Origin of the sequence: Ramlibacter sp. WS9 (assembly GCF_003797765.1) — a bacterium.
Taxonomy (GTDB): domain Bacteria; phylum Pseudomonadota; class Gammaproteobacteria; order Burkholderiales; family Burkholderiaceae_C; genus Ramlibacter.
Genome location: NZ_RKMB01000016.1, coordinates 33,046 through 48,190, shown reverse-complemented (window position 1 = coordinate 48,190; position 15,145 = coordinate 33,046). Strand labels below are relative to the sequence as shown.

General features: G+C 66.7%; 17 protein-coding genes. 4 read left to right on the top strand and 13 right to left on the bottom strand.

Annotation, left to right across the window (positions count from 1 at the left end; genetic code table 11):
• Window positions 1–6: 6 nt before the first annotated feature.
• The 4 genes from EEB15_RS21560 to EEB15_RS21545 all read right to left on the bottom strand — a co-directional run bounded on the left by EEB15_RS21560 (window position 7) and on the right by EEB15_RS21545 (window position 3,553).
• Complete coding sequence (locus EEB15_RS21560) at window positions 7–288, bottom strand: DUF427 domain-containing protein (RefSeq protein ID WP_141511986.1); 282 nt, start codon at window positions 286–288, stop codon at window positions 7–9.
• Window positions 289–304: 16 nt separating this feature from the next.
• Window positions 305–1,306, bottom strand: coding sequence for an L-histidine N(alpha)-methyltransferase (egtD, locus tag EEB15_RS21555; RefSeq protein WP_141511985.1), 1,002 nt, complete (start codon window positions 1,304–1,306; stop codon window positions 305–307).
• A complete protein-coding gene (egtB, locus tag EEB15_RS21550) occupies window positions 1,300–2,577 on the bottom strand; it encodes an ergothioneine biosynthesis protein EgtB (RefSeq protein ID WP_141511983.1) in 1,278 nt (425 codons plus the stop codon). Before egtB ends, egtD begins: the two co-directional genes overlap by 7 nt.
• A 169-nt stretch (window positions 2,578–2,746) precedes the next feature.
• Window positions 2,747–3,553: an SDR family oxidoreductase gene (locus EEB15_RS21545; protein WP_141511981.1), complete on the bottom strand. Its 807-nt coding sequence runs from the start codon at window positions 3,551–3,553 to the stop codon at window positions 2,747–2,749.
• Window positions 3,554–3,706: 153 nt separating this feature from the next.
• Here EEB15_RS21545 and EEB15_RS21540 point away from each other — a divergent pair, with 153 nt between their 5' ends.
• The gene (locus tag EEB15_RS21540; protein ID WP_141511980.1) at window positions 3,707–4,744 is read left to right on the top strand and encodes an NADP-dependent oxidoreductase; all 1,038 of its coding nucleotides are present in this window, start codon (window positions 3,707–3,709) and stop codon (window positions 4,742–4,744) included.
• Window positions 4,745–4,793: 49 nt separating this feature from the next.
• On the opposite strand, the gene EEB15_RS21535 is transcribed toward EEB15_RS21540, so the two are convergent.
• The 5 genes from EEB15_RS21535 to EEB15_RS21515 all read right to left on the bottom strand — a co-directional run bounded on the left by EEB15_RS21535 (window position 4,794) and on the right by EEB15_RS21515 (window position 8,442).
• Window positions 4,794–5,204: a hypothetical protein gene (locus tag EEB15_RS21535; RefSeq protein ID WP_141511978.1), complete on the bottom strand. Its 411-nt coding sequence runs from the start codon at window positions 5,202–5,204 to the stop codon at window positions 4,794–4,796.
• A gap of 99 nt (window positions 5,205–5,303) precedes the next feature.
• Window positions 5,304–5,756 carry a response regulator gene (locus EEB15_RS21530; RefSeq protein WP_233259568.1) on the bottom strand — a complete coding sequence of 151 codons (453 nt, stop codon included), beginning with the start codon at window positions 5,754–5,756 and terminating at the stop codon, window positions 5,304–5,306.
• Complete coding sequence (locus tag EEB15_RS21525) at window positions 5,753–6,232, bottom strand: cupin domain-containing protein (protein WP_141511976.1); 480 nt, start codon at window positions 6,230–6,232, stop codon at window positions 5,753–5,755. Before EEB15_RS21525 ends, EEB15_RS21530 begins: the two co-directional genes overlap by 4 nt.
• A 42-nt stretch (window positions 6,233–6,274) precedes the next feature.
• Window positions 6,275–7,423, bottom strand: coding sequence for a serine hydrolase (locus EEB15_RS21520; protein WP_141511974.1), 1,149 nt, complete (start codon window positions 7,421–7,423; stop codon window positions 6,275–6,277).
• Window positions 7,423–8,442 carry a methionine synthase gene (locus EEB15_RS21515; protein WP_141511973.1) on the bottom strand — a complete coding sequence of 340 codons (1,020 nt, stop codon included), beginning with the start codon at window positions 8,440–8,442 and terminating at the stop codon, window positions 7,423–7,425. Before EEB15_RS21515 ends, EEB15_RS21520 begins: the two co-directional genes overlap by 1 nt.
• 49 nt (window positions 8,443–8,491) lie before the next feature.
• Between EEB15_RS21515 and EEB15_RS21510 the strand changes: the two genes are divergently transcribed.
• Window positions 8,492–9,826 (top strand): NAD(P)/FAD-dependent oxidoreductase, encoded by a 1,335-nt coding sequence (locus EEB15_RS21510; protein ID WP_199236593.1) that lies wholly within the window; start codon window positions 8,492–8,494, stop codon window positions 9,824–9,826.
• 45 nt (window positions 9,827–9,871) lie between these two features.
• Window positions 9,872–10,267 (top strand): DUF488 domain-containing protein, encoded by a 396-nt coding sequence (locus EEB15_RS21505; RefSeq protein WP_141511971.1) that lies wholly within the window; start codon window positions 9,872–9,874, stop codon window positions 10,265–10,267.
• Here the strand turns inward: EEB15_RS21505 and EEB15_RS21500 are convergent.
• The 4 genes from EEB15_RS21500 to EEB15_RS21485 all read right to left on the bottom strand — a co-directional run bounded on the left by EEB15_RS21500 (window position 10,253) and on the right by EEB15_RS21485 (window position 14,521).
• Window positions 10,253–10,501, bottom strand: coding sequence for a hypothetical protein (locus EEB15_RS21500; protein ID WP_141511970.1), 249 nt, complete (start codon window positions 10,499–10,501; stop codon window positions 10,253–10,255). The two genes, EEB15_RS21505 and EEB15_RS21500, sit on opposite strands and share 15 nt — an antisense overlap.
• Window positions 10,502–10,595: 94 nt before the next feature.
• Entirely contained in the window at window positions 10,596–11,708 is a 1,113-nt protein-coding gene (locus tag EEB15_RS21495; protein ID WP_141511969.1) for a mandelate racemase/muconate lactonizing enzyme family protein, read from the bottom strand.
• A gap of 61 nt (window positions 11,709–11,769) precedes the next feature.
• Window positions 11,770–12,765 (bottom strand): catalase, encoded by a 996-nt coding sequence (locus EEB15_RS21490; RefSeq protein ID WP_141511967.1) that lies wholly within the window; start codon window positions 12,763–12,765, stop codon window positions 11,770–11,772.
• A gap of 58 nt (window positions 12,766–12,823) precedes the next feature.
• A complete protein-coding gene (locus EEB15_RS21485) occupies window positions 12,824–14,521 on the bottom strand; it encodes a long-chain fatty acid--CoA ligase (RefSeq protein ID WP_141511966.1) in 1,698 nt (565 codons plus the stop codon).
• Between the two features lie 162 nt (window positions 14,522–14,683).
• On the opposite strand from EEB15_RS21485, the gene EEB15_RS21480 reads away from it, so the two are divergent.
• Window positions 14,684–15,121 carry an OsmC family protein gene (locus EEB15_RS21480; RefSeq protein WP_141511965.1) on the top strand — a complete coding sequence of 146 codons (438 nt, stop codon included), beginning with the start codon at window positions 14,684–14,686 and terminating at the stop codon, window positions 15,119–15,121.
• Window positions 15,122–15,145: the final 24 nt, after the last annotated feature.

Sequence of the window (15,145 nt, the reverse complement as noted above, 5' to 3'; positions counted from 1 at the left end):
GCCTCCTTAAGGTTCGATCTTCACGCCGTGCCAGAACGCGACGCGGTCCTTGACCATTTCGGCCTCGGGCTTCGGCTCGGCGTAGTACCAGACGGCGTTGGCGTTCATCTCACCGTTGACCAGCAGTGAGTAGTAGCTCGCCTGGCCCTTCCAGTAGCAACTGGTGCGATGGTTGCTGAAGGTCACGTACTCGCGCTTGAGCGCGGAGGCGGGGAAGTAGTGGTTGCCTTCCACGACGACCGTGTCGTCGCTCTCGGCAATGACCATGCCGTTCCAGATCGCTTTCATGAACTCCCTTGAAGAATTAGCCGGGCGCGTGCAGCCAATGCACGCTGAACAGCCGATTCTCGTCGGTCCACACAGGCCCGGGCCGGAAGCCGGCACGCATCGCCAGCGCACGGAGGCTGTCGATGGTGAACTTGTAGGAGTTTTCGGTGTGCAGGCTCTCGCCCTCTTCCAGTTCGTAGCACTCGCCGCCCAGGGCGACCTTCTGGCGCCGGCGGCTCACCAGGTGCATTTCGATGCGCTGCTGCGGCGCGTTGTAGAACGCGCTGTGGGCGAACTGCTCCAGCACGAACCGCGTGCCCAGTTCCCGATTCGCCCGCGCCAGCAGGTTCAGGTTGAATGCCGCCGTGACGCCTTGTGCGTCGTTGTACGCGGCGTGCAGGACCGCCGGATCCTTGATCAGGTCGGCGCCCAGCAGCAACGCGCCGCCACGCAACACCTGCCCCGCGATCTGCAGGAAGTGCAGCGCCTCGGCCGGCGTGAAGTTGCCGATGGTCGAGCCCGGAAAGAAGCCGACGCGCCGACCCGCGCCCGGCAAGGCCGCGGGCAGCAGCAAACGCTGGGTGTAGTCCGCCACCACGGGTTGCACGTCCAGGCCCGGGTAGTCGCGCTGCAATGACGTCGCGGACCGTGCGAGGTGCTCGCCCGAAATGTCGATCGGCAGGTAGCGCGCGGGACGGTCCATCGCATCCAGCAGCAGGCGGACCTTGCGCAGCGACCCGGCGCCGAATTCGACGATCTCCGCCCGAGGGCCCATGTGCGCCGCGATGTCAGCCGCTGCGTCGCGAAGAATGCCCAGCTCTGTTCGCGTGGGGTAGTACTCGGGCAAATCGCAGATACGGTCGAAAAGCAGCGAGCCCGGCTCGTCGTAGAAATATTTGGGCGAGATGCCGTGAGGCTTTGTGGACAGCGCGCGCATCAGGTCATGCGCGAACTCCCCGACGAGCGCGTCGCTGTCCGCCGGGCGGCTGCCCGCAGCGTCCCCGCCGGCTTCGATATTAATCAGCGAGCGGGTCAGCATGAACCATCCTTTGCCAGGCGCAGGCCCGAGAACTGCCAGCGCGCCCCCGGCGGGAAGAAATTGCGATACGTCGGGCGCGTGTGGCCGGCGGGCGTCGCGAGGCTGCCGCCGCGCAGCACCAGCTGGCCGACCATGAACTTGCCGTTGTACTCGCCCACGGCGCCGGCCAGCGGGCGAAAGCCCGGGTACGGGTCGTAGGACGAGCGCGTCCACTGCCAGGCGTGCCCCGTCATCTGCGTGATGCCCGGCGCAGCGTAAGCAGCTTCCCATTCGGCTTCGGTGGGCAGGCGCGCGCCGGCCCATTCGGCATAGGCAGCCGCTTCGTAGAAACTCAGCTGGCTCACGGGCGCCGAAGGGTCCAAGGGGCGCACGCCGTTCAGCCCGAAGACTTGCCAATGGCCGGCCGGGGCCTGCGGATCGCCAGGGGCGATCCAGTACGCGGGCGCCTGCCAGTTGTCGGCCCGCACCGCAGCCCATCCGTCGGACAGCCACAAGCCCGGCCTTTCGTACCCGCCGTCGGCGATGAACTGCGCGAACTCGCCGCAGGTGACGAGGCGATCGGCGATGCTGTAGGGCGCGAGTAGCACGGCGTGGCGGGGCGTTTCGTTGTCGAAGGCGAACCCGTCGCCGCTGTGGCCCATGTCCGAAAGGCCGCCCGCCATGCCGATCCAGCGCAATGGCACGCTGGCGGTGGCCAACCGCAAGGCCGGCGCTTCGGCCGCCTCATAGGCGGGAAGCAGCGGATTGCACGACAGCATGTGCAAGATGTCGGTGAGGATCAACTCCTGGTGCTGCTGTTCGTGGTTCAGCCCCAGCTCGACCAGCGGCGCCGCGGCCTCCCACACCTTGGCTTCCGCGCCCGCGATGAACGCCTGCATCGCCGCGTCGACGTGCGTGCGATAGGCATGCACCTCATCCAGGGACGGCCGTGTCAGCAGCCCGCGCTGAGGCCGCGGATGACGCGGGCCCAGCGACTCGTAGTACGAATTGAAAAGATGGAAAAAACACGTGTCGAAGGCGCGGTAGCCGGTTGCATGGGGCGAAAGCACGACCGCCTCGAAAAACCAGCTGGTGTGCGCCAGGTGCCACTTGGTCGGGCTGGCATCGGGCATGGATTGCACGCACTGGTCTTCGGCCGAGAGAGGTGCGGCCAGCGCCACGCTGTGGGTGCGCACTTGCGAAAAGCGTGCGGCCAGGGACTCGCGCCAGATTTCGGCATGGCGGCCGGGTTGCGCGGACGACGGCTTCGCGGACGACGGGTTCGCGGACATAAGCAAGGCCTCCGGTTGTTCTGTGTTTGACACCGCGCCGCCCTGATCCGGCACAGGCCTCGACACATCAGTCGCGGCCCCTCCCGAATCATTACAGCACAAGGGAAAGAAGCTTATCGCCTGTACGCGTGCCGTGGGCCGCCCCGGCCCACCCTCCTGACAGGAATGCTTACAGCGCCTTGCGCCCGATCACACCGCCGATCCGCCGAACCAGCCACTTGGGCGTGCTGCGCGACGCGATCATCGCGGCACGGTTGACGACGCCGGGCACGCAGATCACGTCGCCTTTCATGCAGGCTTCGAAGCCCAGCCGTGCAACGTCGTCGACGTCGCCGATCAGGAAGCCGGGCAATTGGCCCAGCCTGGCGTTGGCGCTTCGCGCGCTGTCGAGCATGTTGGTGGCGGTAACGCCCGGGCACAACGCGGTGATGGTGACGCCGGTGCCCTTGAGTTCCTCGGCCAGCGATTCGGTGAGCGACAGCACATATGCCTTGGTGGCCGCATAGGTGGCGAGCGTGGGCACCGGCTGGAATGAAGCGATCGACGCCACGTTCAGCACACGGCCCCTGCCGCGCTCGACCATGGCTGGGACGAACTCCGCGATGAGCGCCGTGAGGCCGGTCACGTTGAGGTCGATCATCTGGCGGTGTGCGGCCGGCTTCATCGCGGCGAATGGCCCTTGAGCCAGCACGCCCGCGTTGTTGACCAGCACGTCGATGGGCCGGCGCTTGCGGCGCAGCGCGGCGGCGAGGCGAGCCGGCGCTTCCGGTTCGGCCAGGTTGCAAGGCTCGGCCCACGCCTTGACGCCGTGTTCCGCCGCAAGTTGTTCCGCGAGTTCCTCCAGCTTGCCCGCGCTGCGCGCGACCAGTACCAGGTCGTGCCCCGCCTGCGCGAAGATGCGGGCGAGCGACTCGCCGATGCCCGACGATGCGCCGGTGATGAGCGCTGTCGGCGCGCGGGTGGGAACGGGTTTCATGGGCGGTCTCCTTGGGCAGTGCATGAGGTTAGCCCTGCCCGGCTCGGCTGCCTAGATGCGGCTCCCGGGAATCGTGTCACTTGCGCTACCGGCCCCGCATGAGCCCGCCGCTACCATGCGTTCACTTCCCCAGACATGCCTCCAGGAGCCCCCATGAGCGCCATCGCCACCCTTACCAACCACCAGGTCCGCCTGGCCAAGCGCCCCGTGGGCACGCCCACGCGAGACAACTGGTCCTTCACCAGCGAGCCGGTGCAGGAACCGTCCGCCGGGGGCGTGCTGGTCAAGACCCTGGCGCTGTCGCTCGACCCGGCGATGCGCGGGTGGATGAACGACGGCAAGAGCTACATCCCGCCCGTCGGCATCGACGAAGTCATGCGCGCGGGCGGCATCGGCAAGGTGATCGCGTCGGAGAATTCCAAGTTCGCCGTCGGCGACCTCGTGTCCGCGACCGTGGGCGTGCAGGAGTACATGCTCATTGCCGAAGACCAGATCAAGCGCAACGGCATGTTCAAGATCGACCCGCGCCTGGGCACACCCAACCAGTGGCTCAACGTGCTGGGCATGCCCGGCATGACGGGCTACTTCGGCCTGCTGGACATCGGCCTGCCCAAGCCGGGCGAGACGGTCGTCGTCTCCGGTGCTGCCGGTGCTGTCGGCCAGACCGTGGGCCAACTGGCCAAGATCAAGGGCTGCCGCGTGGTGGGCATTGCCGGCGGCCGCGCCAAATGCGACTGGGTGGTCAACGAACTCGGCTTCGACGCCTGCGTCGACTACAAGGCCGGCAACGTCAAGGCCGGGCTCAAGGAACACTGCCCCAAGGGCGTGGACGTGTACTTCGACAACGTCGGCGGCGACATCCTGGACGACGTGATGACGCGCCTGGCGCGCGGCGCCCGCATCATCATCTGCGGGGCGATCAGCCAGTACAACAACACCACACCCGTGCAAGGCCCGAAGAACTATCTGTCGTTGCTGGTGAACCGCGCCCGCATGGAAGGCATGGTCGTGTTCGACTATGCGGACCGCTTCCCCGTAGCGGTGGCCGAGATGGCCGGCTACCTGAAGGACGGACGGATGAAAAGCAAGGAAGATGTGGTGCGCGGCCTCGAGACGTTCCCCGAAGCGCTGATCAAACTCTTCACCGGCGAGAACTTCGGCAAGCTGGTTCTGCAGGTAGCTGACGCGTAAGCGGCAACGCGCAGATCCATCCCCGCGCAGGCGGGGATCCAAACCCTGCCTATCCAGGCCCGGGCATCAGCTTCACCGAAGCGCCGTCGACCATCACGCGGGTGCCTGCCGGCATGGCGCCGCGTTGCTCGACCGTGCGCAGTGTGCCGTCGTCCATGCGAATGCGCATCTGGAAGCCCTTCGCGCCGTCCACAGCAGTCACCGACTCGACCATGCCGCAAGCCCGGCATGCCGGGCCGGCGCCCATGCTGTTCAGCGGCGGCGCGTGCACCACCTGCTGCTGCGGGGGTGCCGCGGCTATCCGTGAATCGGGGTCGGCCGTATCTTGCCGGGTCGTCATCACGGCGGCGGCCAATGCCACGACCGCCATTGCGAGCACCGCAAGCGCTGGCGCGTGCTTTGCAGCCCAGTGGGTCTGCACCCTGGGAAGGGGTTGAGTCGCTTCGAAATCCGGTTCCATGGAGGAAAGTGTCCTTTCCCCGTTTTCTAGACCGCTCGCGGCGCGCGGCGCGTAGGAGAAGGTGACATCCGTAAGCACTCTTTGCCCGCAGGCCCGGCTTTACACGCGCGAAGCACGATTGGCCTCGTTCACCGTCATCCAGAAGTCGTAGACCTTCCGCATCTTCCAGCGCAGCTCGTCGTAGTCCAGGCTCTTGCGCACCACGCTGTTGGCGCCCGCTTCGTAGCAACTGTCGAGCTCGGCTTTTTCAGTGGACGCGGACAGCATGACCACCGGCACCGACTGGGTCCGCGGGTCCGCGCGCATGGCCCTGAGCACATCCACGCCATGGACGCGCGTCATGCGGATGTCCAGGATCACCAGGCGCGGCTGCTTGCGCACGTCGCGGCCTTCATGCGCGCCGCGCGCGAGAAGGTAGTCGAGCGCGTCGACGCCGTCTTCCGCCGTGGCGATGCGCGCCGGGTCGCAGCATTCGCGAAGCGCCGTGACCGTCAGTTCCCGGTGGTCGGGGTTGTCTTCGACGACGAGGATCGCGACGTCGCTCACCGTCATACCCCGCCGTGCGGATGCGTCGGATCCACCCAAAGCACCTGTTCGGGCTTTTCCACCGGCTCGATGTCGAGATTGACCGCCACCGCTTCTCCGTCGCTGCGGCAAAGCACGCATTCCAGCGTCTCGGTGGCGCTGGCGTTGATCTCCTGGTGCGGCACGAAGGGCGGCACGTAGATGAAATCGCCGGGGCCGGCTTCCGCGGTGAATTCGAGGTGCTCGCCCCAGCGCATGCGCGCGCGGCCCTTCACGATGTAGATGACGCTTTCCAGCGGGCCATGATGATGGGCGCCGGTCTTGGCATTGGCGTGGATGTGGACGGTGCCCGCCCAGAGTTTTTGCGCCCCGACTCGCGCGAAATTGATCGCCGCCTTGCGGTCCATGCCGGGTGTCTGCGCGGTGTTGGCATCCAGCTGGTTGCCCGGGATGACGCGCACACCATCGTGCTTCCAGGGCGCCGTGGAGGGGTCGTTGGCCATGGCGTTAGCGTACCACCACCGCCCGATATCCGCCACGGACCATCAGTCCACCGCCGCGTAGACCAGGTGGCGGAACAGGTTGCGAAAGAAGATGCGCTGGTTCGGCGCCTGCGTGAGGAGCATGGCGAAAAGGTCTTCCGCCGGATCGACGAAAAAGGAGGTGCCGCCGATGCCGCTCCAGAAGTACTGGCCGACCGACCCGGGCTGTGGGGCCAAGCCCGCATGCGTGCGTACGGAAAAACCCAGGCCGAAGCCATAGCCGGGCAGCAACAGGTCGCCGTTGGCGGGGATCGCGCCCAAATGATCGGCGGTCATCCACTCGATGGTCTTGCGCGACACCATCCGCGTGCCTTCGAGCGAGCCGCCGTTGCGCATCAACTGCAGGAAGCGCGTGTAGTCGGCCGCGGTGGACAGCAGCCCGCCACCGCCCGATTCGAACTTCGGCACTTCGCGGCCGTCCATCATCACCACGGCGTCGCCCGAGTCCGGGTCGTTGGCGAAAGGTTCCGCAGTGCGATGCCATTGGTCCTGCGGCACGGCGAAAGCGGTGTCCTTCATGCCCAGCGGCCCCAGAACGCGCTGCTGCAACAAGGCGCCCAACGGCTGGCCCGCCGCCACCTCGATCAGGGCGCCGAGCACGTCGGTCGCGCGGCTGTACTGCCAGCACGTGCCTGGCTGGTCGGCCAACGGCATCGCCGCGAGGACCTTGCAGAACTCGGCGCTGGTGCGTGAGCGGTTCGTGATGTCGGCGGCCTCGTACTGCCGCTGCACGGCGTTGCTGCCGAGAAACTCGTACGTGAGGCCCGCCGTGTGCCGCAGCAGGTCATGCACCGTGGCGTCACGCCGCGACGGCTGCAGGCGGACGGCGCCACCCTCTTCCACCGCCACCTGCTGGTTGGCAAACTCGGGCAGGTACTTCGACACCGGGTCGGCCAACTGCAAGCCGCCCTCTTCCGCCAAGATGAGTGTGGCCAGCGAGACGATCGGCTTCGTCATGGAGTAGATGCGGAAGATCGCATCGTCCTTCATCGGCGCGCCCGTCTGCGGGTCTTGCCGGCCGAGCGCCTCGAACAGCTCCACGTGCCCGCCCAGCGCGACCACGGCGATGGCGCCGGGGATGCGCTGCCTGTCGATGTGCGATTGAAGCGTCGCGCGCAACCGCGCCAACGCGGAACGGTTCAATCGGGCCATCAGGCGTGCCTCCGGCGAGCCAGCTCGGCGCCCTGCGCCAGCGCCTGCAACTTCTTCATCGCAACATCGCGGTCCATCGGGGCCAGGCCGCAGTTGGTGCACGGGAAGAGCCGCTGCTTCGGCACGAACTGCAGTGCCCGGCCGATGGTCTCGGCGACCTGTTCCGGCGTTTCAATCTCGTCGCTGGCGACGTCGATCACGCCCACCATCACGTCCTTGCCATCCAGCAGCTTCATCAGATCGGGCGGCACATGCGAGTGGTAGCACTCCAGGCTCACCTGCTTGATCGAGCTCGCCGCCAGCGCGGGGAAGATCTGCTCGTACTGCCGCCACTCCTCGCCCAGCGACTTCTTCCAGTCCACGTTGGCCTGGATGCCGTAGCCGTAGCAGATGTGGACAGCCGTCGTGCAGGTGAGGCCCTGCGCCGCCCGTTCGAGCGCCTTCACGCCCCAATCGGCCGCGTCCTTCATGTAGGCATTGAACGCCGGCTCATCGAACTGGATGATGTCCACCCCGTCGGCTTGCAGCGCCAGCGCCTCCTGGTTCAGCAACTCGGCGAAAGCGAAGGCCATCTTGACCTTGTCGCCATAGAACTGGTCGGCCACGGTGTCGATGATGGTCATCGGCCCCGGCAGCGTGAACTTGAGCTTGCGCTTCGTGTGCGCACGCGCCAGCTGCGCCTCGAACGCGTGGACGCGGCCCTTGAGCTTCAGCGGCGCGACCACCTGCGGCACCATCGCGTCGTAGCGGTTGTCGCGGATGCCCATCTTGACCTTGTGCTCGAAGTCGATGCCGTCGACCTGCTCGAGGAAGCCGTGCACAAAGTGCTGGCGCGACTGTTCGCCGTCGGTGACGATGTCCAGGCCCGCGTCTTCCTGTGCCTTGATCCACAGCAGCGTGGCGTCGGCCTTGGCCTGGCGCAGCTCATCGCCTTGCGCCCTCCACTGCGGCCAGAGCTTCTTCGTTTCGGCCAGCCAGGCGGGCTTGGGCAGGCTGCCTGCGATGGAGGTGGGGAACATATCGGCTCCTTTTGGATTTGTCATTGTGCCTCCTCGCATAATCGGGATCATGACTTCGACCGACAACAAGAAACCCCGGATCGTCATCATCGGCTGCGGCTTCGGAGGGCTGGAGGCCGCCAGGGCGCTATCCAATGCCGACGTCGACATCACCCTCGTCGACAAGACCAACCACCACCTGTTCCAACCGCTGCTCTACCAGGTGGCCACAGCGGGCCTGTCGGCCCCCGCCATCGCCGCGCCGGTGCGGCACCTGTTTCGCAAGCAGTCCAACGTGACCACGTTGCTGGGCGAGGTCGATTCCATCGACACAGAGGGCCGAAAGGTGATGCTGGCAGAAGGGCATGCACTGCCGTACGACCACCTGATCGTCGCGGCGGGTGCCACCCACAGTTACTTCGGCCGCGACGACTGGGCGCCCCACGCGCCGGGCCTGAAGACGCTGCAGGACGCCTTCGAGATCCGCCGGCGCATCCTCGTGGCCTTCGAAGCGGCGGAGAAGGAAGCGGACCCGGCCTTGCGCGCGGCATGGCTGACGTTCGTCGTCATCGGCGGCGGTCCCACCGGCGTGGAGATGGCCGGCACGCTGGCCGAGATCGCGCGCCATACCCTGCCCGGGGAGTTCCGCCGCATCGACCCGGCGAGCGCGCGCATCCTGCTGCTCGAAGGCGGCTCACGCGTGTTGCAGGCCATGCCCGAAGACCTGAGCCAGCGCGCCAAGGAGCAGCTGGAAAAACTCGGCGTCGAAGTGCACCTGGATTCGCGCGTGGTGGCCATCGACGCAGCCACGGTGGAAGTCCAGCAGGGCGCGGGCGGCGCGGCGAAACCGCTGACGCTCAACAGCCGCTGCGTGATCTGGGCCGCCGGCGTTGCGGCATCGCCTTTGGGCCGGCAGCTGGCCCAGACCACCAACGCCACCACCGACCGCGTCGGCCGCATCGCCGTGGACGCCGACCTCACCTTGCCGGGCCATCCCGAGATCAGCGTCATCGGAGACTTGGCGGCGGCGCGTAGCTTTGCTCCGGGACGCGAGCCGCAAGCCGTACCCGGTGTTTCGCCCGCGGCCAAGCAGATGGGCCGGACCGCTGCCGCCAACATCCTGCGGCGGCTGGCAGGCAAGTCATCGGAAGCCTTCCGCTACCGCGACTACGGCAACCTGGCCACCATAGGCCGCAATGCGGCGGTCGTGGACCTCGCGGCGCTGGCGGGCCACTTCAAGTTCAGCGGCTATTTCGCCTGGCTGTTCTGGCTGTTCGCCCACATCTACTTCCTGATCGGCTTTCGCAACCGCCTCGTCGTGCTGATCGATTGGGCGTCGGCCTATTGGAGCAAGCAGCGCTACGCCCGCGTGGTGAGCGACATCTCGGCTCGGGCACCCTTGTAAGAGCGCTGATCCGGTTTACGCTCTCGGCTGCAAGGAGAACGATCCATGACCATCCGCATCGTCCGACTCGGAACGCCCCGCACTGCGGGAGAAGGCTTGCGCCTGGGTACGGTTCGGCGTCCGCCGCGCGGCGTGCCCAAGGCCGAATTCGGCAAGCGCGACTTTTACGACACGTGGCTTCCCAACCTGGCGCCCAGCGCCGATCTCATGGCGCAGGGCCAGGCGGCGCAGGACGAAAAGGAATGGGCCGCCTTCCGGCGCAAATTCCACGCCGAGATGAAGCAGCCCGATGCCAGCCATGTGCTGGACCTGCTGGCGGCCCTGTCGCACCAATCGTCGTTCTCGCTGGGCTGCTATTGCGAGGACGAGAGCCGCTGCCACCGCTCCGTGCTGCGCGAGTTGCTCACGCAGCGCGGCGCGGCGATCTCAGATCCCGAGTAGCTTCTTCGCTTCGCCCAGCGATTTCATCGACTCGGTGTGCTTGCCGGCCGCGTGCTCGGCCTCGCCCTGGGCACGCAACTTCGCCACCTTGTCGGCGTTCTCCTTGGAGAGCGTCGGCTTGGCAGCGAGCTTGGCGTCGATGGCCTTCATTTCATTCGGGCAGTTATGGGCCAAGGCGGTGCCGCACACGGCGGCCAGGATGCCGAAAGCCAGCAGGGAAACGAGCTTGCGCATGATTGTCTCCGACCAGGAAAAGGGGGCTCCAACATAGCGCAACTGCGGGCGCCGCGCCAGCGCGCTTACCCCGGCGGCGTGGAGCCATGCCGCGTCACTGCGCCGGCTGGCGGAAGCGTTCCCAGGCCTCAGGCGTGGGTGTCGTGCCCGCACCGGGTTGCTGCGGCAGGCGGAAGCTGCCTTCCACCACCTCGACTGGTTCGGTGAAGCAGTCCTTGATCCACGGGATGTATTCAAGAACTGCACAGGCAGGATGCGCGTAGCTCAGGTGCACGTGGACCTGACTCATGTCGCCCGCGTGCGGCGCGACGGGAAGGCGGTACGCATGAGCCGTTTCGCAGACGCGCCATACCTCCGTGATGCCGGCCATGCGGGTGACGTCCGGTTGCACCCAATGGATGGCACGCTGGTGAAAGAATTCGGCGAAGGCATCGTGCGTGTACAACTGCTCGCCCAACGCCACGGGGATGCGCGTGGCACGCGCCAGCTCCGCGTGGCCCTTGACGTCGTCGTACCAGAGCGGCTCCTCGAACCAGTAGACGTCGAAGGCTTCGGCGGCGCGGCAGAATCGAAGGCAGGTGGGCAAGTCCCATTTGCCGTTGCCGTCGACGGCCAGCGTGATGTCGGGACCGACGGCGTTTCGAACCGCCTCCAGCCGCCGCAGGTCGCGCTCCACCGTGCTGCCGATCTTGATCTTGATCCCGGTGAAACCTTCGGCCACGGCGCGCAGCGCACCGGCCACCAGCTTGTCGTCGGCGATGCTGAGCCAGCCGATGTCGGTGTTGTACGCGCGCACTTTCTCGCGCACCTGGCCGCCCAGCAACTTCCACAGCGGCACACCCGCCTGCTTGGCTTTCAGGTCCCACAGCGCGATGTCGATTGCGGCATGCGACAGCGTCGTGATGCCGGCCCGCCCGATCCACTGCAGAGCAGGGTTGCGCGCGAGCTTCAGCCACAGGCGCTGCACGTCGCCCGCGTCTTCACCGATCAGCAAGGGCGCGTGGCACGTCGCGATGCAACGGGTGATCAGCTGGTCGCCCGCAAGGTGGGCATGCGTGCCGGTGAACCCGTAGCCCGCAAGCCCATCTTCGGTTTCGATGCGCGCGCCCACCACGCCCCAGTGCGTGATGGTGTGCGTGCTGTCGGCGATCTGCGAGCCGGTGACCGGCACGTGCAGGACGAATGGCTCGACGGTCTTGATCTTCAAGGACGCTCCTTCGCAAGGTCGTCCATCGTAAGGCAGCCGTGGCCGCGCGCCACAGGCGGGCTCAAGCCGCGCCGCGCCCCTTCTGGCTTTCGAAGTAGACGACCTTGCGGGCGCGCTGCACGTCGCCCAGGGGGCGATGCTCGCTTAGCGCCTGCCATGGGTCGATGACGCAGGCCTCGACCTTGTCGGCGAGTTCCTTGCCGCCTGCACTGTGTGTGTCCTGCTTGGGCAGCATGAGGCGCGCCACGGTCGTGTACGGCGTGGTCCAGTTGACGGATGCGTCCTCGATCGGCGTGGCTTGTTCGGTCGCGAAAAATTGGAGCTGCAAGTCCCAGTGCAGCGGCCCGCGCGCGAGCCGGCTGGAGAAATCGGCATCCCAGTCGACGCTGGCGCCGGCTTGCGCCTTGCCGTTGGACGCCGCGGGCAACAGGCGCACGCGCACCGCATAGGGGCCATTGGCCATCGGCACCGCGCTGAACAACGGCTCGGTCGCGAAGCCGCTGAAGGGCTTGCCGGCCAGCTTGATCATCTTGCCGAGCAGGCGCGGCCCGCCCAGCAGGCCATAGCGCTTGAAGGCGTGCTTGAACAGCTCGCCGGTGCCACGCGACGCGGCGACAACGAAAGCGACGAACTCGTCGGAGCCGCGGAACGCGAATGCTTCCTGGTTGATCAAGGTGAAGTCCTGGCTGCGCGCAGGCCCGTTGCCAAGCGCAGATTCGCCCTGCACGCCGAGCACCCGCAGGGCAAAGCCGCGTATGTCGGGGGTTTGGTCGTTCGCGCGGTCCAGCCCGCCGTTGGACAGCCGCACCCAGACGTCATAGTCGTGCGGTACTGCGAAGAGCCCGTGCCGCGCGAAAACGGGCAGGCCGTCCAGTACTTCCAGGGTGCCGTGCGCCGCCGTGAGCTGCTTGCGGTGCAGGGTGCGGCCGGCGCCCCAGCGCGCTGACTTGCGCTGCTGGATCTGCGCGAACTGCTTCGCGTATTCGGCGTAGCGCTGGTCCTCGTCGGGAGCGATCTTCTCTTGCCAATCGGTGCTGGCCAGGGGGACACTGCTCATGGGGACTTTCGTGCGAGTTCTTGTTGGGCTTGCAGTCTACGCCCGCCGCGGATTGGATTCAATCGGTGCGCGCCTCGGCCTCCTGCAGGGTGCGCCACATCACCTTGCCGCTGCCGCTCTTGGGCAGCGCGTCGGCGAACTGGACGATGCGTGGCACCTTGTACACCGCCATGTTGGCACGGCACCAATCGATGATGTCCTGTTCGCTGACCTGGCCCTTGTGGCTGGCCCGCAGCACCACCACGGCCTTCACGGTCTCACCGCGGTAGCTGTCGCGGGCCGAGATGATGCAGGCCTCCTGAATCGCGGGGTGACGAAACATCAACGCTTCCACTTCAGCGGGCCAGACTTTGAAGCCCGACGCGTTGATCATGCGCTTCAAGCGGTCGGTGAGGAAGAAGTAGCCGTCGGCGTCGACGTAGCCCAGGTCGCCGGTGCGAAAGAAGCGCTTGCCGGCAAACTCGATGAAGACGCCTGCGGTGGCATCGGGCCGCTTCCAGTACCCGTCGAACACCATGGGGCCGTGGACGATGATCTCGCCCTGCTCGCCGGTGGTCACCTCGTGCAACGTTTCAGGGTCGATCACCCGGGCGTCGCAGCTCATGAAGGGAATGCCCAGGCATTGCTGCTTGGGATCGTCCGGTGGGTTGCTGTGCGAGGGTGCGGCGGTTTCGGTCAGTCCGTAACCCTCGACGTAGCGCAAACCGAACTGTTCCAACAGCCGCTGCGCGACGGCCTGCGGCATGGCCGCGCCGCCGCCGCCGATGTGCACCAGGCTCGACAGGTCGAACTGGTCGAAGCTCGGGCTGCCCAGCAAGTCGATCACCATCGTGGGAATGTTCGTCCACGCGGTGACCTTCCATTGCGAGATCAGTCGCCCCGCCAGGTCGCGGTCCCAGCGAGGCATCACGACCAGCGTCGCGCTGGCGTAGATGCTGGCGTGCATGACGCTGACCATGCCGGTGATGTGGAACATCGGCACGACCAGCAGCGTCACGTTCTCGGCTGTCGCGTTGCCCCACACGCTGCTGGACACGGCGTTGTGCATGATGCTGGCGTGCAGGTGCATGCAGCCCTTGGGCAGGCCCGTCGTACCGCTGGTGTAGGGCAGGATGGCCAGGTCGCCGGGGCCTACCAGCAGTTCCGGCGCGGCGGCCATGGTGTCCAGCGCCGCCTGCCAGCCGATCGTCTCGCCGCCCTCGAGCGCGGGAAGCGGATGCTTCGCGAGCAGCCAATCGCGCCACGCGGCGGGCATGTCCTGCGCGCCCGGCCCCTGCACGTCGAATGCATCCGTGAAGTGGGTGACGATCATGTGCGCCAGCCGCTGGCCTTCCGGCAGCGCGTTGTTGGCCCTTGCGATTTCCGCGGCCAGGTCCGCCGTGGTGATCGCGACCTTCGCGTCCGGGTCGGTGATGTAGTGCTTGAGCTCCTCGGCACGGTTCATGGGATTGACCGGCACCACCACCGCGTTGGCGCGCAGGATGGCGAAGTGCGCGATGACCAGCTGCGGGCAGTTCTGCATGTCCAGCATGACGCGGTCGCCTTGGCGCACGCCCAGCGTGTACAGGCGCGCGGCCAGCCGCTCGGCCTGCTGCTGCACATCCTTGTAGGTGAGGACCTGGCCGAAGAAAACCAGCGCGGCCTTGTCCGGATAGCGCTGGGCGCTGATCGCGAGGTTGTCCCAGAGCGAGGTGGCGGGAGGTCGAAGGCTGTGCGGAAGGCGCTTGGGCCAGAACTTGTGATGCGGACGCTGCATGAAGACTCCTCTGTGGCCAGAGTAGCGGGCGTCCTTGCGCATCGCATCAGGGATGGCCCCAAAGCCGTCACCTTGGCGACGCGAGGCGCCGTCCTACAGACGCGGCAATGCGCCTTGCGCAAGACTCGTGCGCACCCCCCCCGTCGTCAAAAGGAGACCATCATGATCGAGAAGAAGGCCAGCATCCATTGGGAAGGCCCGGGCAAGACCGGCAAGGGCCAGGTCAGCACCGAGACCGGCGCCCTGAAGGACTATCCGTACGGTGTGGCCAGCCGCTTCGCCGACGACCGCAAGGGCACCAATCCCGAAGAGATCCTCGGCGCGGCGCATGCCGCCTGCTTCACCATGTTCTTCGCCGTGTCCTGCGAGAAGGCCGGCATCACGGTCGGCTCCATCGACACCACCGCCACCGTGCGGCTGGCCAAGGACGGCGAAGGCTTCAAGATCGACCGCATCGCACTGACCATGGAAGCAACCGTGCCCGGCCTGGACCAGGTGAAATTCGACGAGCTGGCCGAAAGCTCCAAGAAGAACTGCCCGGTGTCGAAGGCGCTGGCGGCGGTGCCTGAAATCACGCTGGACGCCAAGCTGCGCGGCTGAACAGTGCCCCGATATCATGTGTGC

What these genes read in the sequence shown, in the direction of transcription:
- EEB15_RS21560 (WP_141511986.1), bottom strand. Translation starts at nt 288, where the DNA reads ATGAAAGCGATCTGGAACGGCATGGTCATTGCCGAGAGCGACGACACG.
- egtD (WP_141511985.1), bottom strand. Translation starts at nt 1,306, where the DNA reads ATGCTGACCCGCTCGCTGATTAATATCGAAGCCGGCGGGGACGCTGCG.
- egtB (WP_141511983.1), bottom strand. Translation starts at nt 2,577, where the DNA reads ATGTCCGCGAACCCGTCGTCCGCGAAGCCGTCGTCCGCGCAACCCGGC.
- EEB15_RS21545 (WP_141511981.1), bottom strand. Translation starts at nt 3,553, where the DNA reads ATGAAACCCGTTCCCACCCGCGCGCCGACAGCGCTCATCACCGGCGCA.
- EEB15_RS21540 (WP_141511980.1), top strand. Translation starts at nt 3,707, where the DNA reads ATGAGCGCCATCGCCACCCTTACCAACCACCAGGTCCGCCTGGCCAAG.
- EEB15_RS21535 (WP_141511978.1), bottom strand. Translation starts at nt 5,204, where the DNA reads ATGGAACCGGATTTCGAAGCGACTCAACCCCTTCCCAGGGTGCAGACC.
- EEB15_RS21530 (WP_233259568.1), bottom strand. Translation starts at nt 5,756, where the DNA reads ATGACGGTGAGCGACGTCGCGATCCTCGTCGTCGAAGACAACCCCGAC.
- EEB15_RS21525 (WP_141511976.1), bottom strand. Translation starts at nt 6,232, where the DNA reads ATGGCCAACGACCCCTCCACGGCGCCCTGGAAGCACGATGGTGTGCGC.
- EEB15_RS21520 (WP_141511974.1), bottom strand. Translation starts at nt 7,423, where the DNA reads ATGGCCCGATTGAACCGTTCCGCGTTGGCGCGGTTGCGCGCGACGCTT.
- EEB15_RS21515 (WP_141511973.1), bottom strand. Translation starts at nt 8,442, where the DNA reads ATGTTCCCCACCTCCATCGCAGGCAGCCTGCCCAAGCCCGCCTGGCTG.
- EEB15_RS21510 (WP_199236593.1), top strand. Translation starts at nt 8,492, where the DNA reads ATGACTTCGACCGACAACAAGAAACCCCGGATCGTCATCATCGGCTGC.
- EEB15_RS21505 (WP_141511971.1), top strand. Translation starts at nt 9,872, where the DNA reads ATGACCATCCGCATCGTCCGACTCGGAACGCCCCGCACTGCGGGAGAA.
- EEB15_RS21500 (WP_141511970.1), bottom strand. Translation starts at nt 10,501, where the DNA reads ATGCGCAAGCTCGTTTCCCTGCTGGCTTTCGGCATCCTGGCCGCCGTG.
- EEB15_RS21490 (WP_141511967.1), bottom strand. Translation starts at nt 12,765, where the DNA reads ATGAGCAGTGTCCCCCTGGCCAGCACCGATTGGCAAGAGAAGATCGCT.
- EEB15_RS21485 (WP_141511966.1), bottom strand. Translation starts at nt 14,521, where the DNA reads ATGCAGCGTCCGCATCACAAGTTCTGGCCCAAGCGCCTTCCGCACAGC.
- EEB15_RS21480 (WP_141511965.1), top strand. Translation starts at nt 14,684, where the DNA reads ATGATCGAGAAGAAGGCCAGCATCCATTGGGAAGGCCCGGGCAAGACC.